Genomic DNA, 21,881 nt, shown 5'->3' with positions numbered 1-21,881 from the left:
CAGATGCGTAGGTTGGGTGGAGGAACGAAGTGTAATCATTCTACCAAGGGCTGTTCAAGAGGTAGAATGATGAAAAAGCCATCCTCTAGGCGTGTACCGTACTCATTTACTTAAGATTTTCATAGTCTTTCGTTAAGATACCTTGAATAAATTGAGGATTAATCATCTCAATCAAGTTAGGGCATTTTACTTAGGGAGGACAAGTGAGCAGATATTTAAAATTCAATGGGATAAACAAAGCATTTGAGTGGCTATGGCAGACTTTGAGACATAAGTTACTTATGTGCCTATCCATTGTGGTGGTTGTGACTTTTTTCTTCAGCTTAACTGTACATTCCATAGTGGCTAAAACCGTATCAAGTACACCACACCCGAAAGTGATTTTGATTTCCCTGGATGGCGCAACACCAGATTTTGTGGAACAGTATCTTAAAAAAGGTGTGCTGAGTCGAAGACAGGGATTGGGACTTCTGAAAAGGGAAGGAGTTTACGCAGAGCGAAACATTACTTGTAGTGCATCCCTAACTGCGGCTTGTCATATAGCAATTGGTACAGGTTCAACCGCAGCTCGCAATGACATTAACAGTAACACATTCCACTTGGTTGCTAGTCCCTTTACTTCTAATATCAGTGGTTTTGGCGCTCCCATCGGTGGTTATTCAACTTTTGGGCCTGCTGCAAGTTTACAACCTACTGCTGAACCTGTGTGGGTTGGACTCCAGCAAAATGGGAAGAAAGTTGTAGCTGCTACCTTTCCCGGTGCAGATGGAGTTGATGTGCGAGTACCGGGTTTAGCCAATAGCCCAATTATTCAACCTGCTAACAGAAGAACTGTATCGTACACAGTTCCCTTTGGTGCTTTTGCTGGGGTAGGTGCGAGTGGTTTTAGTTTAACCGCCGCCAATTTTAGTGCGGCTTCTAGCCAAATAGTTAGTCAACTCAATAATGCCAGAAGATTTTCCTATAGCCCGATTCAGCAAGCTGCTTTAAACGATCGCTTTACTGTTGGTGGTATTAGTTATGATATCCAAGTTGCGGCATTAGATACAAGCAACGATCGCAAGACCAACTATGATACGCTAGTCTTCTTTGATGCTCAAATTGGGATTCCAGCCGGGCCTTTTAGCTTACCTGCAACTGGCCCTGCATATATCAAAGCGGGCGATCGCCGTTCTAGTCTATTTTACTTGTCAGGTAGTTCCAACCAGGCAGGAACAGCATTTTACGTCAGCAATCTTGCCCCTGACCTGAACATCGTGCGGATTGCCCGTTATTCTGCGAATGCGATTCCTCAAAATCCGGCAGCACAAACTAGTGTTAATGATATTCTCAGCAACGTTGGCTTCTGGGTTCCTCAGTCTGATTTTCGGATTCCAGAACGCCTCAGCCCTGGATTTACAACTTTCCCCGACAGGGAGCTAGAAGCTATTTACGAAGACCAAGTTAAACTGTTTGTAGACTATCAAACTCGACTGGCATTGAGAGCAATCAACCAAAACCCTAATGCCGACTTAGTTATGGTTTATATTGAACAACCAGATGGATCGGAACACCAGTTTCTCTTAACTGATTCTCGCCAGCCCAGTGACCCCAAAAATCCATCCTCTATTGGCGCAGGACAAGATCAAGCCAAAGTCAATCGATATAGAAGCTATCTAGAGACAGCTTATCGGGCTGCTGATAATGCTGTAGAACGCATCATGAACGCAGTAGGTACAAATCGTCAAGGTCAACCTAATAGTAACATCATAGTTGTTTCCGACCACGGTTTTTCTGCCTTCCATACAGAAGTTAACCTTAATAACTATCTCAGAAGTAGAGGTTTTGACTTAACTAGAGTCCATGCTGTGACATCAGGGCCAGCCGCCAACATATATATCAATCTTCAAGGGCGTGAACCCAACGGCGTTGTCACTCGTGCTGAATATGTAACTCTACAACAACAAATTATCACAGCTTTGCGAGAATTAGTAGACACCAATCCTAACTATGTCCTTAGACGACAAAAAAAGGCAGTTTTTGACCAGATATACCCTCGTCCCCTACCAACTAATTTAAACGACCCAAGTTTTGGACTGGGTACAAGTGAATTTGTTGGTCAAGATACTGGTGATGTCTTTGCAATCATGGGTGAAGGATATAACTTTGACGGAAGACAAACTCCGGCTGTAACTCGTTTAGGCGACGCGGATAATTCAGTTTTTTCCGTGCCTAACTTCTATGGGGCGCATGGCTACGATCCCAAAATACCTAATCTCAGTGCCATTTTCTATGCCGCAGGCCCCGACATCAAGCGCCGTGGCAATATCGGCACAATTCACAATATCGATATAGCCCCCACTATCAACAGTTTACTCGGTGTTCCCTCTGCCCCAACTGTTCAGGGAAAAGCTCTCAAGATTAGAAAGTAACTACTTCGTTATTCTCGGAGTGCTGACTTCTCCACCGTCTGGGATGCGGTGAAGAAGAATGCATCCAAATCTCAGAGAGCATCCCAAATCTCAGTGTGCGATCGCCTGTCTGTTCATAGACTAATCAACTCCACATTGCTTGATAATTAGTATAGAGTAAATCCCTCAAAACTTTTGAGAGGTTAGTGGTGTTCAGATCCCCGACAACTTCTGCGAAGTCGGGGATCTAGCAGCCCTACAAAATTAAGGAAACAAACTACTATAATCTGTGAGACAGCAGTTGGGCAATTTGCTGATTAATAGTTGCAACATCAAAACGCAGACTAGCTGTAGTCCTGGCATTATTAGCTATAGTTGCAGTTATTTCCGTCTCTTGAAGACAGGTAATAATTACTTGTGCTAGTTCTTCGGGTTCTCCTGGTGTCACGAGAAAACCATTAAGTCCATGTTCTACTAATTCCATTACACCTCCAGCTTTGACTGCAACCACAGGTTTTCCGCATAGCATCCCCTCAACAATTACTCTACCAAAGGGTTCTGGAGAAGTAGAGGTATGTGCTACTAAGTTACAAACTGACATTAACTGGGGAATATCAGAACGAAAGCCTAAAAATTTGACGCGGTTTTCTAATCCCAGTTGGGTAACTTGTTGGTGTAAATATTGGACATACTCTTGTTCGCCAAATAGTGCATCACCAACTAAAATTACTGTCACTTCTGGCGGACATTTAGCAAGGGCATTAATTAAAATATGCTGCCCTTTCCAAGGTGCAAGTCGGCTAAAGTGTCCAACAACAAATTTTCCTTGCAATTCTAACTGTTGCTGTAATTTATTAATATCAGATTCATCAGGTTGATAAGTTTTTGGATCAAAGCCATTATAGATAACTTCAATAATATCTCGCCTTCCTCCTGCTTGCAGAAAGGCTGTTTTACTAGCTTCAGAATTAGCAATTACTAATGATGCAAAACGGTTAGCTAAATTAATAGCAATGCGAAGATTAGTTTGACTAAAATGTTCTTTGGAAAGAATATCATGTAAATGGTAAACTAGAGGACGACGACTAAAAAAACTTGCCAATGCTCCTACAACTAATGCTTTTTGGGTGTTGGCATAGATTAAATCGTATTTACGGACTTTTTTAACTACCTTAGTAATCAGAGGTGCAAGTTGTCTGAGACTTTTGAATCCTTGTAGCAAACTGCTTTCTTTGCGAACTTGGATTGCTTGAGTTGCAAGAACTTCTACCGGAATATTATTTTGCTGTAGTAAATCTTTAAATGGTCCATCTGCAAATAAACCGACTAAAGCGCGATCGCCATAAGGTTTAGCAATATCTATTAAACATAATTCGGCACCGCCTGGTTTACCGCTTTGATCTAAAAAAAGAATTTTCATTAATTTTCCTAATAATATAATACTATTCAGTAGAAACGTGAAATTCTACGCTAATACCTTGCTATAAACAAAATTTACCATCTTTACTTCTTTAAGAGATTTCCAAGAAATAAATTATCTAATCTTGTGAGGTGGGCAAGATGCCCACCTTTGATTATCAGGCGGGCAAGATGCCCACCCCACAAGCAAAAATTGGATATTTTTTTATTTGGAAGTTCCTAATTTAATAGAACATTCCGCACTTGCTGGGCAATTTGATTCCAATCATAGTGTTTGGTAGCGTACTGACGACAGGCTTCTCGTGATGGTGTGGGGATATTTCCCAAAAGTACTTGCTCTAATTTTTCTGCAATAGCTGAGGCTTCTATTGAAGTAGTAATTAAATCAGGTGAAAATTCTGATAAAATTTCTGGCATTCCCCCAACTGGAGTACATAAAACAGGAGTACCACAGGCTAGAGATTCAACTATTACTAATCCAAATCCTTCAAAAGATTGACTAGGCATGATAGTCAATTCAGCAGCTTGGTAAGCTATAGGTAATTGCTCATCAGGGAGAAAACCTAAAAATTTAACGTTGTCATCTAGTCCTAATTCTGTAGCCTGTTGTTGTAGTGCAGCTTGGATGTGACCACGACCTGCGATCGCAAGCCAAACATCTGGTATTCTGGGCTTAATTATAGCTAGTGCTTGCAATAATTTGTCAACTCCGGTTCGATGTACTAAGCGACGTGATGTAAATATAATTCGGCGATTAGTAGGCCAGCCTAGCTTTGTACAAGCCTCTTGGGGTGATAAATTTGGTTGAAACCAATTAATATCAACTCCACCAGGAATAACATTAATTTTGCTCCAAGGTACTTGATATTTTTGATGTAATATTTTACCAAATGCTTTGCTCAAAACAATGAAGCGATCGCAGCGATTATAAGTGTTTTGTTCTATTAACCAGTGCTTGATTAAAAGACTAAGATTTTTATTAACTACCTCTTGCTGACTTTCAGAAGCCCAAGGGCCATGAAAGTTAAAAGTAACTGGTACTCCCTTTGGTAAAATATCTAAAAGAGGAAAGCTGTATAATGCAAAATGCAAATTAATCGCATCTGGTTTGCTGGTTCTTGTTTTCTGGAAATTAGTGCGAATTGACCATAATCTTTGCCAAATAGTACTATCAGGACTCGCCAAGTTAGTTAGCTTAATTTGTGAATTTAGTTCATCTTCTGGTAGACCAACTCCACATAATTCAATTTGGTCTTGATTTGCGGCTAATTTATGAGTTAATTCATAAATATATCTTTCTAGTCCTCCAGGATTTTTGGGAAACCAGCCTAATCCAAGGGTGGTAATAGATGCAGATGCGGAATTAAAACTTTTTTCTTTATTACCTGCCATCAAGATGTCTCCTATAAAATATATTAAAACAGTAGAGGCAATTTATGAGTTGCACCTACAGCTTGTTGTATCTCAATCTGAACTACTAAAATTTACAAATACATACTAATAATAAAATTCTTTTGTAGAACACCAATTTATAAACTATTTATATACCAACGTCAACAAGGAATAAAAATTTGTGTTTTTATTAACCAGATAACACCGACGATGACAAATATGATACTAACTAATCAAGAAACTTGAATGCTAGACAGTGAGAAGGATAAACCACTATACATTAATAATTTTCTCAGAATTTTGTATTATTTTTGACTGTCTTTATTTAAAAATAAGTAACCATTAATACATGAGAAAATATTTTTGGATAAATTAAATAATCATATTACTTTTATGAAGTTTATATAAATATTGTTTTTCAAGTGTGTTTATTTTTTATTCATGCATTATTAGACTTTCTATTTTTACATAACTTGAATTTTATCCAGTTAAAAATAATAATGTTTCGTGCGGATTTTATAAAAAATGATTGTATATAAATAATTAAAAGCTTAAAACTATATGAAAAATAAATTATTGTTCCAGTTAGAAAAGTTGAGTCAGTATATCCAGAAATTATCTCGGACTAGATATTTACAAAGAAGTAAAACTTTCAATTTTTTACTCAGTCTGACTGTTGGAGTTATTGTTACTACCCTGGGAATAACAACAGACTGGGCCACGACTAAAACACCCACGGTTACATACAAAACATCATGGATAAATAATATTACTGACAATAAAAATCTGCTGGTACAAAACAATACTACAACACCCACACCTGCATACAAAACATCGTGGATAGGTAATACTTTTGGTAGCGGTAATCTGCGAGTACAAAACAATATTGAGGCAATGTATGTTACTCCTGATGGCACAGTTTATACTAACAGTCATTGGGATGAGGCGGGAATGGAGGCAGGAATATATAAGGATGGTAAGGTTATTGGTGCCATTGGTGATACTCACGGTTGGAGTCGTGGCGGTGGCAAAGCTGTAACAGTAAATAGTAAATATATTTACATTGCCATGACTCAAGGTTCGAGGGGTAAAACAAATGAAGATTACCCACCGGAAGGAACAACTTGGCATTGTGTTAGACGCTATGATTTGTCAGGAAAACCTGCACCGTTTCCGAATGGACGTGGCTGGGATAAAAGTATGTTGATTACCAGTACTAAAAGCGAAGTCACTGGATTAGCAACTGTGGAAAGTGAGTTGTATGTGAGTGATTTTGCTGCTAACCGGATTCGTGTCTATGATACTGATACGATGAAGGAACTCCGCAGCTTTACTATTGCTAATCCGGGAGCAATAACTATTGATCCACAAAAAAATCTGTGGATTATCCAAAGTAAAAATGGTAAGAATTCTGCCAAAATTTTACATTATTCCCAGAGTGGAAAGCAATTACCTCAACAAATTGCAGATATTGTTGAACCAACTGCGATCGCAGTTGATCGTGAAGGTAAGCTGTTAGTGGCAGAAAATGGCCCGCGTCAGCAAATGTTAATTTATGACATCAAAAACCAGCCGGTGCAGGTGGGTAGTTTTGGCAGTAAGGGTGGTGTCTATGCAGGAGTTCCTGGTGAAGTTCAAGATTTGAAACTTTATGGACTTACTGGAGTCGGTACAGATATTTCAGGTAATATATATATAAATAGTGATGGTTTCAACAAATCAGGAACAGATTTGCGGAAATTTTCGCCATCGGGTAAGTTGATTTGGCGATCGCTGGGATTGATATTCGTTGATAATGCAGATGCCGATCCGAAAACTGATGGTGTAGATTTATTTACCAAACAAGAACACTATTTGATGGACTACAGTAAGCCTGCTGGTAAGCAGTGGACTTACAAAGCCTACACCTTAAATGCTTTCAAATATCCTCAAGATCCACGGCTGCATACATCCCCAGATGGCACCTTTGTTCGCCGCATTCAAGGGAAGCCGTTTTTGTTTCTTACAGATATGTATAGCAGCTTTTTGCAAATATATCGTTTTAATCCAGCCACAGATGGCCAAATTGCCATACCAGCCGGAATGTTTGTCGGTACTAATGGTGCAGATAAACCATTTCTTGACGGAAATTGGCCACCGCATCAACCAGAACAAGGAGAATGGATCTGGCGCGATCGCAACGGTAATGGCAAATTTGAAAAGAACGAATACGATCGCAGCAAAGATTATCCTTATATCGGCGGCTGGTGGGTAGACAGCAAAGGAGATGTTTGGAAAGCTTTGCGAACAAAAGATGGCATTCGACACTATCCTTTGCAGGGAATAGATCCTCAAGGCAACCCCATCTACAGCTATAGTTCGATGGAAAAGCAAACTACTCCCAGCATATTTAACGACTTGCGGCGGCTTGAATATTTCCCTCAAACAGATACGATGTATTTGTCAGGTTTTACAGTAGATCATCCTGCCTCTGGTGACGATACAGGAGTTGCGGGATCTGAGATTGCCCGTTTTGATCATTGGAGTCAAGGTAATCGTACTCCCAAGTGGCGAATTGTGATTCCTTACGACAGCACTGGTAAGCGGGAAGTATCTACAGCTGCAATGAGTGTGGCGGGAGATCGTGTATTTGCCGTGACAGTTAAAACCGCAGAAGTATATGTCTACAATGCCAGAACGGGAGTGGAAGTACAACGATTAAAACCAGGCCCAGAAGTTGGCAGCAAAAGTGGCTGGATTGATATACCCTATGGTATCCGTGCTTTTCGGCGTTCCAATGGTGAATATCTGGTATTTGTGGAAGAAAATTGGAAAGGAAAAGTGATTATCTATCGGCTACCGAGTTGAGTATTTACAGCAATTGCGATACAACACAGCCATAAGCTTGGTAGTCGGGGTAGCTGCGATCGTGAGAAACTCAAAAAAAGCAGCAGGTGAAATATGAAAAAACTCCGTGAGTTTACGAATGTGATTAACTGTCAGCTTGTGATGTCTACTCAAGACTTCAGAGTTTTATCTCAAGCATTGAAGAATCGATATAGCATTTCCCGACCTAGTAAGGTACACCCGTAAGGGCACGGCAGTGCCCATTGGTGTCAACTTAACGTGAAACCGCTTGTCCGCCGGGAATTGAAATTCCCGTATAATAGCGAAAGTCATCTGAAGATGACTAAATATCGCCAAAAATCTCCAGTCTACTTCAGTAGACTTTAGCCTACTAGCCCGGAAATTTATTTCCGGACGGGCATGGAAGCCAACAGTTAAGCTATTTCCAGCTTAAGTTGACACCAATGGGCAGTGCCGTGCCCCTACACCTTGCGGTATAATATTGTACCTCATCTGAATGGGAACCGCTATATCTAAAAGCCAATTTTCATCAATAAACTCCAAATTTTCATTGTAAATAAGAACCAATTCACCTAAATATTGAGCGTTTTTACTTGCTGTCTGTGTGCCATCAACAGCAGAAGCTATCAGGAAAAACTTGAGTTGTAGAAAGCGTTCTTTGTGGGTAACGCCAATAGAACTACTAACTAATTTTGCTTTTAGTGTACGAGGCAAAGTAATTGTTTCATAATATTTATCTTGTTCATCCCAGTAGCCGCATATTTTATAATCAGATAGTTCTAGATGTTGTTTAACAAGAGCATTAGCATCTAAAGTTTCTAATATTTCACTTAAATGTCGCCAAACTTGATGATTTTTTAATTCGAGTTTTGTCATATTTATGCGATTTTAATGTGGGAGCATCCCACTTTTTTGTATGTCATTGCGAGCGAAGCGTTCGCGGAGCGTCTCGTAGAGAAACAATCGCAAAATCTCTAACGAAGAGTGAGTCCATTTAACTTACTACTGATATAGTAGTCCAATTCTTGGGGTACTTCTTTAGTCCCTTTCATTTTCCAAACAGTTGTATCTTGAAAATCCAAACTCCGAGAGCAAAACTCGTAATGTTTAGTTTACCTTGACAAAGCTACCATCCCTACGCCACTTTTAGAGAAACGTTACTCACATGGGAGAAAATACTCTTATTGGGGAAAACTAATAAATGTGAAGGGTGCTAAAGTACCCACGTTATTTTTCCTCCTTGGTTGAAAGCCAGAGAGTTCCTAAACTTCCGTGAGGTTTTATGAAAGAGATCAAAAATAAAATTACGAATAAATTAGAGCGACTGTTGGAACAATGGTTAGTACCTCGTCTGGTACAGTGGGGAGAATACTTAGAAACCAAAATCAGGCGCTACAAGCATCAAGAACTGAAGAGTCAATTAAAATTTTGTGGCTCTGGTTTGCGATTTAAGCGAGATATTAAAATTGACCATCCGCAAAATGTATCTCTGGGAAATAAAGTCTATATCGGTCCAGATGTCTTATTAGATGGTCGTGGTGGAATCACAATTGGCGACAATACCACAATTGGATTTAACGTGATTATCCTCTCTGCAAATCACGACTATCAAAGTAATGATTTGCCTTATGAACATAATGTCTACATTCATAAACCTGTTGTCATCGGTCGCAATGTTTGGATTGGCGGAAATGTTCTAATTGTTCCAGGAGTTTCCATTGGAGATGGTGCAATTGTGGCGGCTGGTACAGTTGTAAGTGCGAATATTGAACCTTTAGCAATTGTTGGTAATCAACGGATGAGAACAATTAAATACCGTGACAAAGAACATTATGAACAACTCGCTAACAAGCAAGAGATTCAACTTCCTTCAGAGTAATTCAAGGTAATTTTTCAGGTTTGATGTTTAGAATTTCGCGGGGGTAATGGCTGGAGTAGACTTTCTGTCCCTAACTGCACCTCGATACGATGACGAATATAACTATCAGGATGAGTTTTAGCGATCGCAATTGCTTCTGGTATAAGATGTCTAAGTTCATCGGGATAAAGCAATGGATCTAGTACAAGACTAGGAATAATACTGCGGCGTACTTCGACGCTAGAATTTTTTACGAACTCTCTCAGAAACAGGCAGCGTTTGCGTAGCTGAATATCTGCTAAAGCATCATAAGCTGCCTGTGACTCTGGTGTTGCGTACTTTTTGCTAAAGCTGGGAACTTCTCTATCAAAGCGTAAGGAAACCTGTGCCCAATACAGTGCGTTTACTGCCCCTGCTTTCTCGAAATTTGACCCATGCTCAACAAACTCTAGCAAAGCTTGATTGACGAGACGATGACCGAAAGCAATAACACATGGCTCTACGAATGAACGATTAAAGCTGGGATTTCTTTCATACACAGCAGCACGTATTAGAGGAGAAAACAGCACTTCTTTAAGTTGCTTGGGAGCAGATTGAGTTACTTTGTTGAACATGAAGACAACAAACAATTTACGTTGTTCATCTGCAAGTGCTTGTATAAACCAATTGATATCTTCTTCAGATGCACTTAAAAAACGCTGCCTAGTCTCAGACCATAAACTTTTCAGAGTTTCATCAGCTAAATCAGTTCTCAGGGCTTCTAGGTAGCGTACACAATAGTCATCCCAGCTATTATTTAGTCGGCCCATGTTGTTAGAGAATAAAAGTTATTGCTTTCAGCATAGCTTCACTTCAGTAAATCAACTTAAACTAGAGGCAACAATTGGATTTGCACGCTTAACTTGAGGCGTTGCAATCATCTGCATTCCGGCAGGTGCAGCTAAAGTTAACCCACGGCGCACAGGACGTACAGGACGCTTATTCATTCGCGATATTTGAAATTCTGACAAAATAGTTGCCAAGACGATTTTCATTTCATACTGAGCAAATGCCATCCCAATACAGCGACGATTACCACCACCAAAGGGTAAGTATTCATAAGGTGAATATTGTCTTTCTAAGAAGCGTTCTGGTTTGAACTGCTTAGATTGTGGGTAAACTTCTTGCCGATGATGTGCTAAATAAATACTGGGGATTATTGCCGTTCCCTCTCGTAGTTCGTAGCCCATAACTGTAATTGGAATTTTCACAACCCGCACGAAAGCAGTCATGGCAATTGGATAAATTCGCAATGTTTCTTGGCAAACTGCTGTCAAATAGGGCAATTTAGCTACACTACTCAAATCGGGGTTAACTCCAACGGTGTTGAGTTCTTGTAGCAACTTCTCACGCACCTCTGGTAAATGGTCAATCCAGTAAAAAGCCCATGTCAATGCGGAAGCGGTAGTTTCATGTCCCGCAACTAGCAGCGTCATTAACTCGTCGTGTAATTCTTCATCTGACATCCCTTGACCATCGTCATAACGAGCCGCCATCATCAAACTTAAGATATCTTGGCGATTTTGTTCAGATTTAGCCCGACGTTCTCGAAGTAAAGCATAAATCAGTTGATCAATTTTTTGCCGTTGTTGCAGAACCCAACCCCAGGGACTCCACGCACCAAAATCTTTTTGCATGAACCGGAAGAAGAAGGCGCTGGACATTACGGGCGAACTTATGAAGTCTAGTAAATCACTTAGCGATCGCCTCAGTTCTTCAAACAGCTGTCCATCATTCAAACCAAATACAACCCGCAGAATAACACGCAAGGTAATTTCTTGCATAGACTCACGGATGTTAAAAGGTTTACCAATTTGCCATTCATTACTTACCTTTTGAGTGATTTCCCGAATTTCTTCGCCGTAAGCCCGCATCCTTTCGCCATGAAAAGGTGGAGCTAATAATTGCCGTTGCCGTTGGTGGCGATCGCCATCTGATAACATGAAGGAGCGATCGCCAAGCAAAAATCTTAGTCCTACGTTCCCCCTGCCCACCTCAAAATGGCTGGAATCAGCAGTAAAAATCTGCTCCAGTGCTTGGGGTTGACTAAAATACACCAGATGATTATCTGAGTGAACACTTCTGATTGTGAAAGTGTCACCATAGATTTTGGCAAAATCATCCACATATTTGACTGGTTGACTAATAAACTTGATCATTCTTAGCCAGCGCGGCATTTGAGGCCCATCAGGCAGATTATAAGTAGTTGTCATCGGACTTTGTGGAGTTAATGGCTTCTGAATTTTATTATTACGAGTTTTCATGTTACTTATGGGTTACAGAAAGCTGTATATTCATCAATGGAGAGTAGGGAGTGGGGAGTAGGAGTGGAAAAAAAGGATAATAACTAATAACTTCTAATAACTAACTCAGTACTCAACACTCTTTTAAGTCAGTCCTTCATCAAAAAATCCCACGACCAAACATGAAAAATATTTTTCTCCCTACTCCCCCACTCCCTACTCCCCCACTCCCTTCTTCTAGCTAAAGCAGTGCCAAAAATCATCGCTATTCTTAACGGTAAAGGAGGAGTCGGTAAAACGACTACCGCAGTCAATCTGGCTGCAAACTTTGCGAAGAAAAAAAAGGTGCTGTTGATTGACGCAGATATTCAAGGTTCTGCTAGTTGGTGGTTTGGGCGCAGTCAACAGGGAATGGGATTTGATTTATCTCAAGAAACCGATCCCACACTTTTAAGTGATTTAGGAAAGATAACAGGTTACGATTTAATAGTGGTGGATACACCTCCCGCCCTGCGCTCTGAAGCATTAGTGGCGGTAGTTGCAATCGCAAATTATCTAGTTTTGCCTACACCCCCAGCCGCAATGGATTTAGCAATCCTCGTGGAAACAGTCAAGGAAGCCGTCATCCCCGTGGGAATCCCCCATCGGGTATTGCTCACCAAAGTCGATACGCGCAGTCTGGGGGAAGCGCAAGAAGCAAAAAACACTCTCACTCGCTTAGGTATTCCTACTTGTAATACCTTCATCCGTGCTTATAAAGCTCATGAACGAGCAGCACTAGAAGGTGTAGCGATTACTCAATGGCGAGGAGGAAACGCACGGGAGGCGGAATTAGACTACCGCCGTGCAGCTGATGAATTACAGCGTGATTGGAGAAAAGAATAATGGCTAGGAAACAAAGTCTCTCTGACTTACTACAAGAAGAGGCGCAAAAATTTATACCCCCAGAAGGTGAATCGGCGATCGAAGTTACAGCCGAAAAAATTGCCGAAGAACAAGCTTCTGATGATGAAGAATCGTTAGGACAACCACTTGAGCCAGCTTCTACTAAGCGCACAAGTCCTACCAAAGCTGATTTAGAAGCAACTGTCAAAGAATTGACAAGTAATCTAGAAACAAGCCACAAAAAAGAAGCATCTCTAGGACAAGAAATTACTGATTTGCAATCAAAATTATCTAAACAAAAAACCTTTGCATCAGAGCAAAAATCATTACTAGAACAGCTAACAAAAGAACTTGAAGAAACCAAAAAAACAGCACTGCAACTTGCAGAAGCCAACTCCCAGCTTATAGAAGAAATTAAGACTTTAAAACAAACAGCAGAAGAAAAATCTCAACTTGCTGTAGCTGCCAAAGAAACTAGTGCGATCAAACCAGTAAAAAAAGACCACTACAATCCACTTAACTACAAGAAATCACATCGGTCATCGGAAACACTAGCTCAAAATCAACCACAAAATCAACCAAATGAGTATCCTGATAGTTCTAATGAGATGTGGTTACTTGATTAGAGCAAATATACCTGGCGATTTTTCATCGCAGCGACACAAACTTAAGTCCGCCCAGGCGGACTCCGCCCAAACAGGAATTCACCTGATGGCAATTACTCGCTCTACCTTGGGGCGATTTGTTTAAATAACTTAAACTCTAACTAGTGCGATCGCTCACTGTATTTACGACAGCAGCACGATAAAATTCTAAAACCATAATCGTACTAAAAGGTCTAAATGGCAGAAACACTATTCTTCAACGCCTTACGGGAAGCCATTGACGAAGAAATGGCGCGTGACTCCAGCGTATTCGTTCTCGGTGAAGATGTTGGACACTACGGCGGTTCCTATAAAGTTACCAAAGACCTGTACCAAAAATATGGCGAACTCCGCGTTCTAGACACTCCCATCGCTGAAAATAGCTTTACAGGCATGGCCGTGGGAGCAGCAATGACTGGGTTGCGTCCGATCATTGAAGGCATGAATATGGGCTTTTTATTGCTCGCCTTCAACCAAATAGCCAACAACGCCGGAATGCTACGCTATACTTCTGGCGGTAACTTTAAAATTCCGATGGTAATTCGCGGCCCTGGCGGTGTGGGAAGGCAACTAGGCGCAGAACATTCCCAACGATTAGAAACTTACTTTCAAGCTGTGCCAGGATTGAAAATTGTTGCCTGCTCCACACCAAGAAACGCTAAAGGACTACTGAAATCCGCTATCCGCAATGATAATCCGGTGTTGTTCTTTGAACACGTTCTGCTTTACAACTTAAAAGAAGATTTACCAGAAGAAGAATACTTACTACCTCTGGATAAAGCAGAAATTGTCCGTCCGGGAAAAGATGTGACAATTATTACTTACTCACGGATGCGCCATCATGTGGTGCAAGCAGTAAAAACTCTTGAAAAACAAGGATACGATCCAGAAGTTATCGATTTAATATCTCTCAAACCATTAGATTTTGATACCATTGGTGCATCCATACGTAAAACTCATAAAGTCATTGTTGTGGAAGAATCCATGCGAACTGCGGGTATTGGAGCAGAAGTCATTGCTTCCATAAACGATCGCTTATTCGATGAATTAGATGCGCCAGTACTGCGGCTTTCTTCCCAAGATATTCCCACACCCTATAACGGCAATCTGGAGCGACTGACAATCGTCCAACCAGAGCAAATAGTAGAAGCCGTGCAAAAAATGGTAGCGTTGCGAGTGTAGGGACTGGGGACTGGGGACTGGGGACTGGTGACTGGGGACTGGTGACTGGGGACTGGTGACTGGGGAGGAGTAAGAGAAGAATAACAATACCCAATCCCCAATCCCCAATACCTAATACCCAATACCCAATACCCAATCCCCAATCCCCAATCCCCAATCCCCAATCCCCAATCCCCAATACCCAATCCCCGATCCCCAGTACCCAATACTTACTCATAACTCCTCAAAAGAGCGCTATTATAGCGTTTGTCAGTTGCGAGTTATGGTATGCAAAGACAGCGATCGCTATTAATTTTAATTTTAGTCCTGATAATCGCCGCAATTACGGTGATTGCCACAATTCCAATACCCCTGGGACTGGATTTGCGCGGAGGTTCACAGCTCACAATTCAGGTGAAACCATCACCGGAAATTCCCAAAATCACCGACCGAGAATTGGAAGGTGTAAAGAAAGTTGTCGAAGGTCGGATTAATGGTCTGGGTGTTTCTGAGCCAGTAATCCAAACAGTCAGCTCAGATAAAATCTTGGTACAACTACCAGGAGTTAACGATCCAGAACAAGCTGAACGGGTGCTAGGGGGTACAGCACAGTTAGAATTTCGTACCCAAAAGGCGAATACAGAAACTCAACTACTTGCTTTTCAAGCATCTAGAGCCGAATTGAAAGCCAAGCAAGAAGAGTTGAAAAAGAGTAGCGATAAAGCGGCAATTGTCAAGAATCAAGAAGATTTAAAGAAAAATAATGAAGCGATCGCAGAATTGTTTGAAAGTACCAATCCACCGCTAATTGGCAAATACCTCAAGGATGCCTATGGTGAACCCACTCAAGGTAACAACTGGAATGTTGCCATTCGCTTCGACCAAAAGGGTGGTGAACTGTTTGCCAATTTGACGAAAAATCTTGCTGGTACTGGGCGTAGTATTGGTGTTTTTCTGGACAATGAAGTGATTAGCGCTCCTACCGTAGGTATAGAATTTGCTGCCACTGGGATTACTGGTGGTTCTGCTGTGATTACAGGACGGTTTACCGCCCAACAAGCCAATGACTTAGGTGTGCAGCTACGCGGTGGCGCATTACCCGTACCAGTAGAAATAGTTGAAAACCGTACCGTCGGGGCAAGTTTAGGTAAAGATAGTATTCAACGCAGTATTTACGCTGGTATTGGTGGATTGCTGTTAGTATTAGTTTTCATGTTAGTTTACTACAGACTACCAGGGTTAATTGCTGACTTTTCTTTGATTATCTATGCGCTATTGACCTATGCCACTTTCGCTTTGCTAGGCATTACATTAACTCTCCCCGGTATTGCTGGGTTTATCCTCAGTATTGGTATGGCAGTTGATGCTAACGTATTGATTTTTGAGCGCACCCGTGAAGAAATACGTGCTGGTAAAACTTTATATCGTTCTGTAGAGTCAGGATTCTACCGAGCTTGGTCTAGCATTTTAGATAGTCATGTTACATCATTAATTTCTTGTGCAGCACTATTTTTCTTAGGAGCAGGTTTAGTTAAAGGCTTTGCTTTGACATTGGCGCTAGGGTTAGTGGTGAATTTGTTTACTGCCATTACTTGTAGTCGCACACTGCTGTTTCTAACATTGGGATTTCCCAACTTGCGTAAGCCAGAGTTATTTTGTCCCAATCTCTCAACGTCAATTAAGTCTGGTGCGGAGGTACAGTCATGAAATTTAGTGTCATCAAACGTCGGAGACTTTGGTGGACAATTTCTGCCACCTTGATCATCATTAGCATCGTGGCAATGGTGATTTCTTGGCAACAACTAGGCGCACCACTACGTCCCAGTTTAGATTTTGTTGGTGGTACACGATTACAATTTGAACGCGATTGTACACAACCAAACAGCTGCGCTCAACCAATTGAAATTTCTGATGTCAGAGAAGTAGTTGATGCTCAGAAGTTAAATAATAGTAGCATCCAAGTTGTTGGTCAAAAACAACAGGGAATATCCATTCGCACAAAGACATTAAATGTCGATGAACGCACCAAGTTGCAAACAGCCTTGAGTGAAAAACTTGGAGTCTTTAACCCGAAAGTCACTCAAATTGATACCGTTGGCCCAACACTTGGTCGTCAGCTATTTTCCCAAGGGTTACTAGCTCTGCTTGTCTCCTTTGTTGGAATCGTTATTTATTTAAGTGTGCGGTTCCAGGTGGATTATGCTGTAATTGCAATTATTGCCTTGTTCCATGATGTTTTGATTACGCTGGGTGTTTTCTCCATCTTAGGATTAGTAGTAGGTATTGAAGTTGATAGCCTTTTCGTCGTTGCTATTTTGACTATTACTGGTTTCTCGGTGACAGATACCGTGGTCATCTACGATCGCATTCGAGAAATACTGCATCTACATCCTGGCGATGGCATTGACAAAGTTGTTGATGATGCAACCAATCAAACTTTAACGCGATCGATTAATACCACGTTAACCGTTTTGCTAACATTATTTTCTCTGTTTCTATTTGGTGGTGAAACCCTGAGAAACTTTGCTCTGACCTTAATTATTGGATTTACAATGGGTGCATATTCAAGTATTTTCATCGCCAGTACTCTGCTTGCTTGGTGGCGAGAGCGCAGGGGTCAATCTCAGGTGCTAGAAAATGTAGAGCCGATTGATACATCTGCTAGTTCCCAGGATAGTTAAACTTGTGTATATTTCACAATTGGGTGAAGGCTTTTTGAATAGCTCACCCACGCCTTGCAATTTTATCGTAAATTAAAGGGTTTAAGAACCTGCAATCTACATGTAGTACCCATTTCAGTCGGGGTTTGTCTTGAGAAATCGCTCCACTTGGGCAAAGCCCAAGACCGCGTTTCTCGCTAAATCCCCATCTGAAATGTCTTTAATTTTGAATTTTGAATTGTTAATCCCCTATGGATCAACCGGAAGAACCACTAACTAGTGTCCCAGACTTTGAGAAATCTGACCCATCGTTTGCTCAACAAGTACAAAGGCTACATCAGCTAACAGTATATGGCAGGTGGCTGTTTGTGGGCTGTTTATGGCTCACTGTTGCGCCTGTCTCCTTGTGGGGTTTACGTACAGAAATTGCTCTGTGGCAACAATATTTTACCTGGGTAGCAGTGAGATTTGGATTATTCTACCATCCACTGCCTACCTTCGGTCTCGCCTTTTGTCTGGGGATGACTGCTGCGGTTTTAGTTTGGCAAAGTCGGAATATTCTACTTGGGCTACCACAGCAGGAAAAGCAACGTTTAGAAAAACAAGTTTATCGGATACGTCAGCAGGGAGCAACTCATCCTTTATGGAAGTGGGTTTGTCGTTAAATTTTCTTTCTCGTTGCATATACATAGACACGTACAGCAATTTCTAGCAAAATATGACTTAAATATACAAAGATAGTGCCAGAAGTGGATGCCATACATGAACGATCTTCAAATTCAATTTAGCGATCGCAAGTCTGAAATTGACCTTTACCAACTCCAAGAACTGTTAAACGTTTCCGCTTTCTGGGCAAAGGGACGCAGTATTGAGGATTTAGGGATAGCTATTGCCAACAGTGAGCCAGTAATTTCTGTTTGCCTTCGCGATCGACTCATTGGCTTTGCCAGAGCAACATCTGATGGCATATATCGCGCCACAATTTGGGATGTTGTGATTCATCCAGAATATCAACATAGTGGGTTGGGCAGCAATTTAGTAGAAACCGTTTTAAATCATCCCCGGATGAGGTTTGTTGAGCGTGTTTACCTCATGACTACTCACCAGCAGGGTTTCTACGAAAAAATTGGTTTTCAACCCAACACTACCACTACGATGGTGCTACACAACCTAACTAACCGTGCTTTGGTTGCTGCTACAGAAGTTCAGCTTCAAGAATCGCTAGGGGGATAGAGATTTGTAGTCTGGTAAGTTGCTGAAGTGGTTCCTTCACAATGGTAGAAGGCAGAATTTCCAACTTTCCTCCCATAACTTCCACCAAAGTCTGATTGATTAATAGCCTCATTCCTGGAGAAAGAGCAGTGTTCTTTTCGTCAATCTGAGTCGGCAGATATTCAGATTTGAGCAAATCAATCGGCTCGCTCCAGGATATAGCATGGGTTGGTACATCCAGCCAAATATTTATAAGATTATTTGTAGGTATGGTGCTACAAGAAATACAGATGCTACCTTCCTCCATTTGAGTAATGGCAGTGTCTATTAAACTTATTAATACTTGGCGGAGCCAGAGGTAATCTGTCAAAACATAAATTTCTGGATCGGCGGGTAATAATTGCAAGGGAAAATTGCGATTTGCCGCCAGCATATAAGTTAAGTCATGAACCTCCTCCAAAATTTGGGCTAAAGGTCTAGGCTGAATATCTAATTTATTGGTACCATGTTCAGTTCTGGCAACGTTGAGAATTTCATCCATCAGCTTCAGCAGTTTTAGCGATCGCTCATAAGCTTGGGCAATAAATTCTCTCTCTTCAGCTGGATTTTCACATAAATCTGACAAAATTAACTGATGTAAGCCAATTAGACCATTAAAAGGCGATCGCAATTCATGAGTAGTCCGCGCTAAAAAACCAGCTTTAAACAGGCTCATTTCCCTTGCCATCAGGTATGCCAGATGGGTTTGCTGTAGCTGTTGCGATATTGGTGGCGTATCCTCTTCAGCTAATGGCGCGACTGGGGATGAACTAGATGAAACATTAGGCAATGCCTGGGTTGGGCGTAGCCATCGCCCAAATAACTGACGGAAAACCATACCTAGTGCTATTCCTACTCCTAGATATATCCAGTTGCTCCAATTCATATCTGGCAATTATTAACCTGCTAAAGTTTCAGATTTCTCTGTTGTTAAAACCACGAAAACAACATTATAGCCACCTATATCTCAATACGGTTCAGTTAAGGGCTACTGGTAATAATTTTGGGTTTTCGAGACGCGATAAATCGCCGTCTCTACAAGTTTTTGTTGCTCATTCTGAACTGTATTGACCTATATCTGGTTATCAATCGAAATCTCTAACTCGATTGCCCCTTGCCGCAAAATCTGCCAATTTCTCCCTGTCCATTTAGCAACAGTGGAAGGTACACCCATCCCCGGCATTTCACCCTGGTATTCTGTTGTTGCTAAAGTCAGAACTTGAGGAAACAGAGTCTCAATTTCTGCCATTGTTTGCAAAGGTGGCTGACCGGAAAAATTGGCGCTAGTGGTGGCAAGAGGGCCTGTTTGGGCCAAAATAGATTGAGCGATCGCACTTTTGGGTACTCGAATACCAATTGTCGTTGGATCAATGGGGTTCATGACTTTTGGTAAGTGTTGACTCGCCGGCAAAACTAGCGTTAGCCCTCCTGGCCAATACTTATCTGCTACTTCTTGCCAAACTTTATATTCACTATCACTACCTTTGACATACAGCCACAAATCTTCAGCACTAGCCGCCATCAAAATCAAAGGTTTATCCTGACTGCGTTGCTTCGCCGCAAAAATTAATGCTGCTTTTTCTGGTATGGCTGCAAGTGCAGGAACAGTATCGGTGGGAAAACTTACCAAAAAGCCAGCGCGTGCGCCAGCTATTAAGTCTGTGAGAGAAACTTGCGTCATCTTACTAACTAAGTCGGCGAGAAAAATTCAATATATATAAAGAAATATAACTTTTAAATAACTTCCCAAAAAATTATCTAATCTATCTTGTGGGGTGAGCATCCTTGCGCGCCCTGAATATGGGATGGGTGTCTCCACCCGTCCCAATACACAGTAATTCAGTTACTCGCTTAAATGTTGTGACAGAGATGCGATCGTGGGGTAATCCCAAATTACCCTTAAATCTAGCTCCTCTCCGAGCCAATTTCCTAAATCTCCTGTTAAAACTACCGCTACCGATGAATCTAAGCCATAACGTGCAAAAGTAGTTTCTACATTTATTTGCTCTGGTTCAATTTCTAGCAAATCTGCTAAATAAGAAACTAACCATTCTTTGATTTCTGTAGCAGATACTTTCAAAGCTTCAGTTTGTTGAGAAAGCATAGATCCTCCAAAAGTTAGACTAAAATTAGTTAGCAGTTTTTTTCGCTTCAATCATTCCCAGCGTGGGAACTTTAACATCCCAGGCTAAACCCAATACTTCCAGAGTGCGGATAAACCAACACCCTAAATCAACTTGCCACCATTGCAACCCAAACTTTGCTGAGTTAGGAAAAGCATGATGATTGTTATGCCAAGCCTCTCCTCCTGTAGGAATTGCTAGCCAAACATTATTAGTACTCTTTTCACTAGTATTGAAAGAGCGACTACCATACAGATGAACAATGGAGTTAAGACTCCAAGTTAAATGATGCACCACAAAAATTCTGACAAGTCCGCCCCACAAAAATCCTTGCCATATACCTATCCACGTACCTGACAATAGTCCTCCAAGCATAGCTGGAATCAAAAGACCCAAAAAGACGAAAGCTAGGTATTGTTGGTTGATTTTTGTGATTACAGAGTCTTGCAACAAATCCTTAGCAAAGACTGTAGAATTTGTGAGTTCGCCACTAAGCATCCAGCCAATATGACTATGCCACATTCCCCTTAACTTTCCCCAAGATTCTCCTTGGTAAAGGTTAGGTGAATGAGTATCTCCTATTTGGTCACTATATTGATGATGCCGTCTATGATTGCTAACCCAATTAATAACAGGGCCTTGAGCCGCCATCGAACCCAAAATAGCCAAAGCAACTCGAATATATGGGTGGGTTTTAAAAGCACAGTGAGATAAAAGCCGATGATTACCTACAGTCACACCTCCAACCATAGTTAAAAACCAGAAGACTAACAGCAGTTCTAATTCCATGAGACTAATTCCAAAATCCCAAGCAAATTTGAGAGCTATCAGTGTACCTATCAAGGGAATTATGATAGTGGCTGCGGCAAACCGCTTCTGTATTGTTTGTAAGTAATCATTTTTGATTGTGATTTTTGCTTCTTTTGTTGAAGTAAACAAAGAAGGACTTTGATTATTTAACTGCATTAA

19 protein-coding genes are annotated in these 21,881 nt (G+C 41.1%); 10 read left to right on the top strand and 9 right to left on the bottom strand.

Annotation, left to right across the window (positions count from 1 at the left end):
* Positions 1-203 precede the first annotated feature (203 nt).
* Positions 204-2,411, top strand: coding sequence for an alkaline phosphatase family protein (locus V7K76_RS01480; RefSeq protein ID WP_335029642.1), 2,208 nt, complete (start codon positions 204-206; stop codon positions 2,409-2,411).
* A 259-nt stretch (positions 2,412-2,670) separates the two neighbouring features.
* On the opposite strand, the gene V7K76_RS01475 is transcribed toward V7K76_RS01480, so the two are convergent.
* Positions 2,671-3,810, bottom strand: a complete 1,140-nt coding sequence (locus V7K76_RS01475) for a glycosyltransferase (protein ID WP_334779394.1) — start codon at positions 3,808-3,810, stop codon at positions 2,671-2,673.
* Positions 3,811-4,028: 218 nt separating this feature from the next.
* On the bottom strand, positions 4,029-5,201 hold the full coding sequence (locus V7K76_RS01470) for a glycosyltransferase family 4 protein (protein ID WP_334952231.1): 1,173 nt from the start codon (positions 5,199-5,201) through the stop codon (positions 4,029-4,031).
* Positions 5,202-5,762: 561 nt separating this feature from the next.
* Between V7K76_RS01470 and V7K76_RS01465 the strand changes: the two genes are divergently transcribed.
* The gene (locus V7K76_RS01465; RefSeq protein WP_334779396.1) at positions 5,763-8,048 is read left to right on the top strand and encodes a hypothetical protein; all 2,286 of its coding nucleotides are present in this window, start codon (positions 5,763-5,765) and stop codon (positions 8,046-8,048) included.
* Positions 8,049-8,477: 429 nt separating this feature from the next.
* Here the strand turns inward: V7K76_RS01465 and V7K76_RS01460 are convergent, their stop codons facing one another.
* The gene (locus V7K76_RS01460) at positions 8,478-8,924 is read right to left on the bottom strand and encodes a hypothetical protein (protein WP_334779397.1); all 447 of its coding nucleotides are present in this window, start codon (positions 8,922-8,924) and stop codon (positions 8,478-8,480) included.
* Between the two features lie 406 nt (positions 8,925-9,330).
* Between V7K76_RS01460 and V7K76_RS01455 the strand changes: the two genes are divergently transcribed.
* Complete coding sequence (locus V7K76_RS01455; RefSeq protein WP_334779398.1) at positions 9,331-9,927, top strand: acyltransferase; 597 nt, start codon at positions 9,331-9,333, stop codon at positions 9,925-9,927.
* Positions 9,928-9,941: 14 nt separating this feature from the next.
* Here the strand turns inward: V7K76_RS01455 and V7K76_RS01450 are convergent, their stop codons facing one another.
* Both V7K76_RS01450 and V7K76_RS01445 read right to left on the bottom strand, forming a co-directional pair.
* The gene (locus tag V7K76_RS01450; protein ID WP_334779399.1) at positions 9,942-10,715 is read right to left on the bottom strand and encodes a hypothetical protein; all 774 of its coding nucleotides are present in this window, start codon (positions 10,713-10,715) and stop codon (positions 9,942-9,944) included.
* Positions 10,716-10,766: 51 nt separating this feature from the next.
* Positions 10,767-12,158, bottom strand: coding sequence for a cytochrome P450 (locus V7K76_RS01445; RefSeq protein ID WP_334779518.1), 1,392 nt, complete (start codon positions 12,156-12,158; stop codon positions 10,767-10,769).
* A 279-nt stretch (positions 12,159-12,437) separates the two neighbouring features.
* Here V7K76_RS01445 and V7K76_RS01440 point away from each other — a divergent pair, with 279 nt between their 5' ends.
* From V7K76_RS01440 to V7K76_RS01410, 7 genes are all read left to right on the top strand, one after another.
* A complete protein-coding gene (locus V7K76_RS01440; protein WP_334779400.1) occupies positions 12,438-13,073 on the top strand; it encodes a ParA family protein in 636 nt (211 codons plus the stop codon).
* Entirely contained in the window at positions 13,073-13,699 is a 627-nt protein-coding gene (locus tag V7K76_RS01435; protein ID WP_334952235.1) for a hypothetical protein, read from the top strand. The genes V7K76_RS01440 and V7K76_RS01435 overlap by 1 nt, the downstream gene beginning before the upstream one ends.
* Positions 13,700-13,915: 216 nt before the next feature.
* Positions 13,916-14,899: an alpha-ketoacid dehydrogenase subunit beta gene (locus V7K76_RS01430; RefSeq protein ID WP_334779402.1), complete on the top strand. Its 984-nt coding sequence runs from the start codon at positions 13,916-13,918 to the stop codon at positions 14,897-14,899.
* Between the two features lie 267 nt (positions 14,900-15,166).
* Positions 15,167-16,585, top strand: a complete 1,419-nt coding sequence (secD, locus tag V7K76_RS01425; RefSeq protein WP_334779519.1) for a protein translocase subunit SecD — start codon at positions 15,167-15,169, stop codon at positions 16,583-16,585.
* A complete protein-coding gene (gene secF / locus V7K76_RS01420) occupies positions 16,582-17,559 on the top strand; it encodes a protein translocase subunit SecF (RefSeq protein ID WP_334779403.1) in 978 nt (325 codons plus the stop codon). Before secD ends, secF begins: the two co-directional genes overlap by 4 nt.
* Before the next feature lie 230 nt (positions 17,560-17,789).
* Positions 17,790-18,203: a hypothetical protein gene (locus V7K76_RS01415; RefSeq protein ID WP_334779404.1), complete on the top strand. Its 414-nt coding sequence runs from the start codon at positions 17,790-17,792 to the stop codon at positions 18,201-18,203.
* 97 nt (positions 18,204-18,300) lie between these two features.
* Positions 18,301-18,771, top strand: a complete 471-nt coding sequence (locus tag V7K76_RS01410) for a GNAT family N-acetyltransferase (RefSeq protein WP_334779405.1) — start codon at positions 18,301-18,303, stop codon at positions 18,769-18,771.
* Here V7K76_RS01410 and V7K76_RS01405 read toward each other — a convergent pair.
* The 4 genes from V7K76_RS01405 to V7K76_RS01390 form a co-directional block, all read right to left on the bottom strand.
* Positions 18,734-19,675 carry a sensor histidine kinase gene (locus V7K76_RS01405; RefSeq protein WP_334779406.1) on the bottom strand — a complete coding sequence of 314 codons (942 nt, stop codon included), beginning with the start codon at positions 19,673-19,675 and terminating at the stop codon, positions 18,734-18,736. The genes V7K76_RS01410 and V7K76_RS01405 overlap by 38 nt on opposite strands.
* A 186-nt stretch (positions 19,676-19,861) precedes the next feature.
* Entirely contained in the window at positions 19,862-20,470 is a 609-nt protein-coding gene (locus V7K76_RS01400; protein ID WP_334779407.1) for an L-threonylcarbamoyladenylate synthase, read from the bottom strand.
* 162 nt (positions 20,471-20,632) lie between these two features.
* Positions 20,633-20,893 (bottom strand): acyl carrier protein, encoded by a 261-nt coding sequence (locus V7K76_RS01395; RefSeq protein WP_334779408.1) that lies wholly within the window; start codon positions 20,891-20,893, stop codon positions 20,633-20,635.
* Between the two features lie 25 nt (positions 20,894-20,918).
* Positions 20,919-21,878, bottom strand: a complete 960-nt coding sequence (locus tag V7K76_RS01390; protein WP_334779409.1) for an acyl-CoA desaturase — start codon at positions 21,876-21,878, stop codon at positions 20,919-20,921.
* Between the last annotated feature and the right edge of the window lie 3 nt (positions 21,879-21,881).

It is taken from the genome of Nostoc sp. (genome assembly GCF_036917975.1).
Taxonomy (GTDB): Bacteria; Cyanobacteriota; Cyanobacteriia; order Cyanobacteriales; family Nostocaceae; genus Nostoc.
This window is presented reverse-complemented; position numbering and strand designations above follow the sequence as displayed.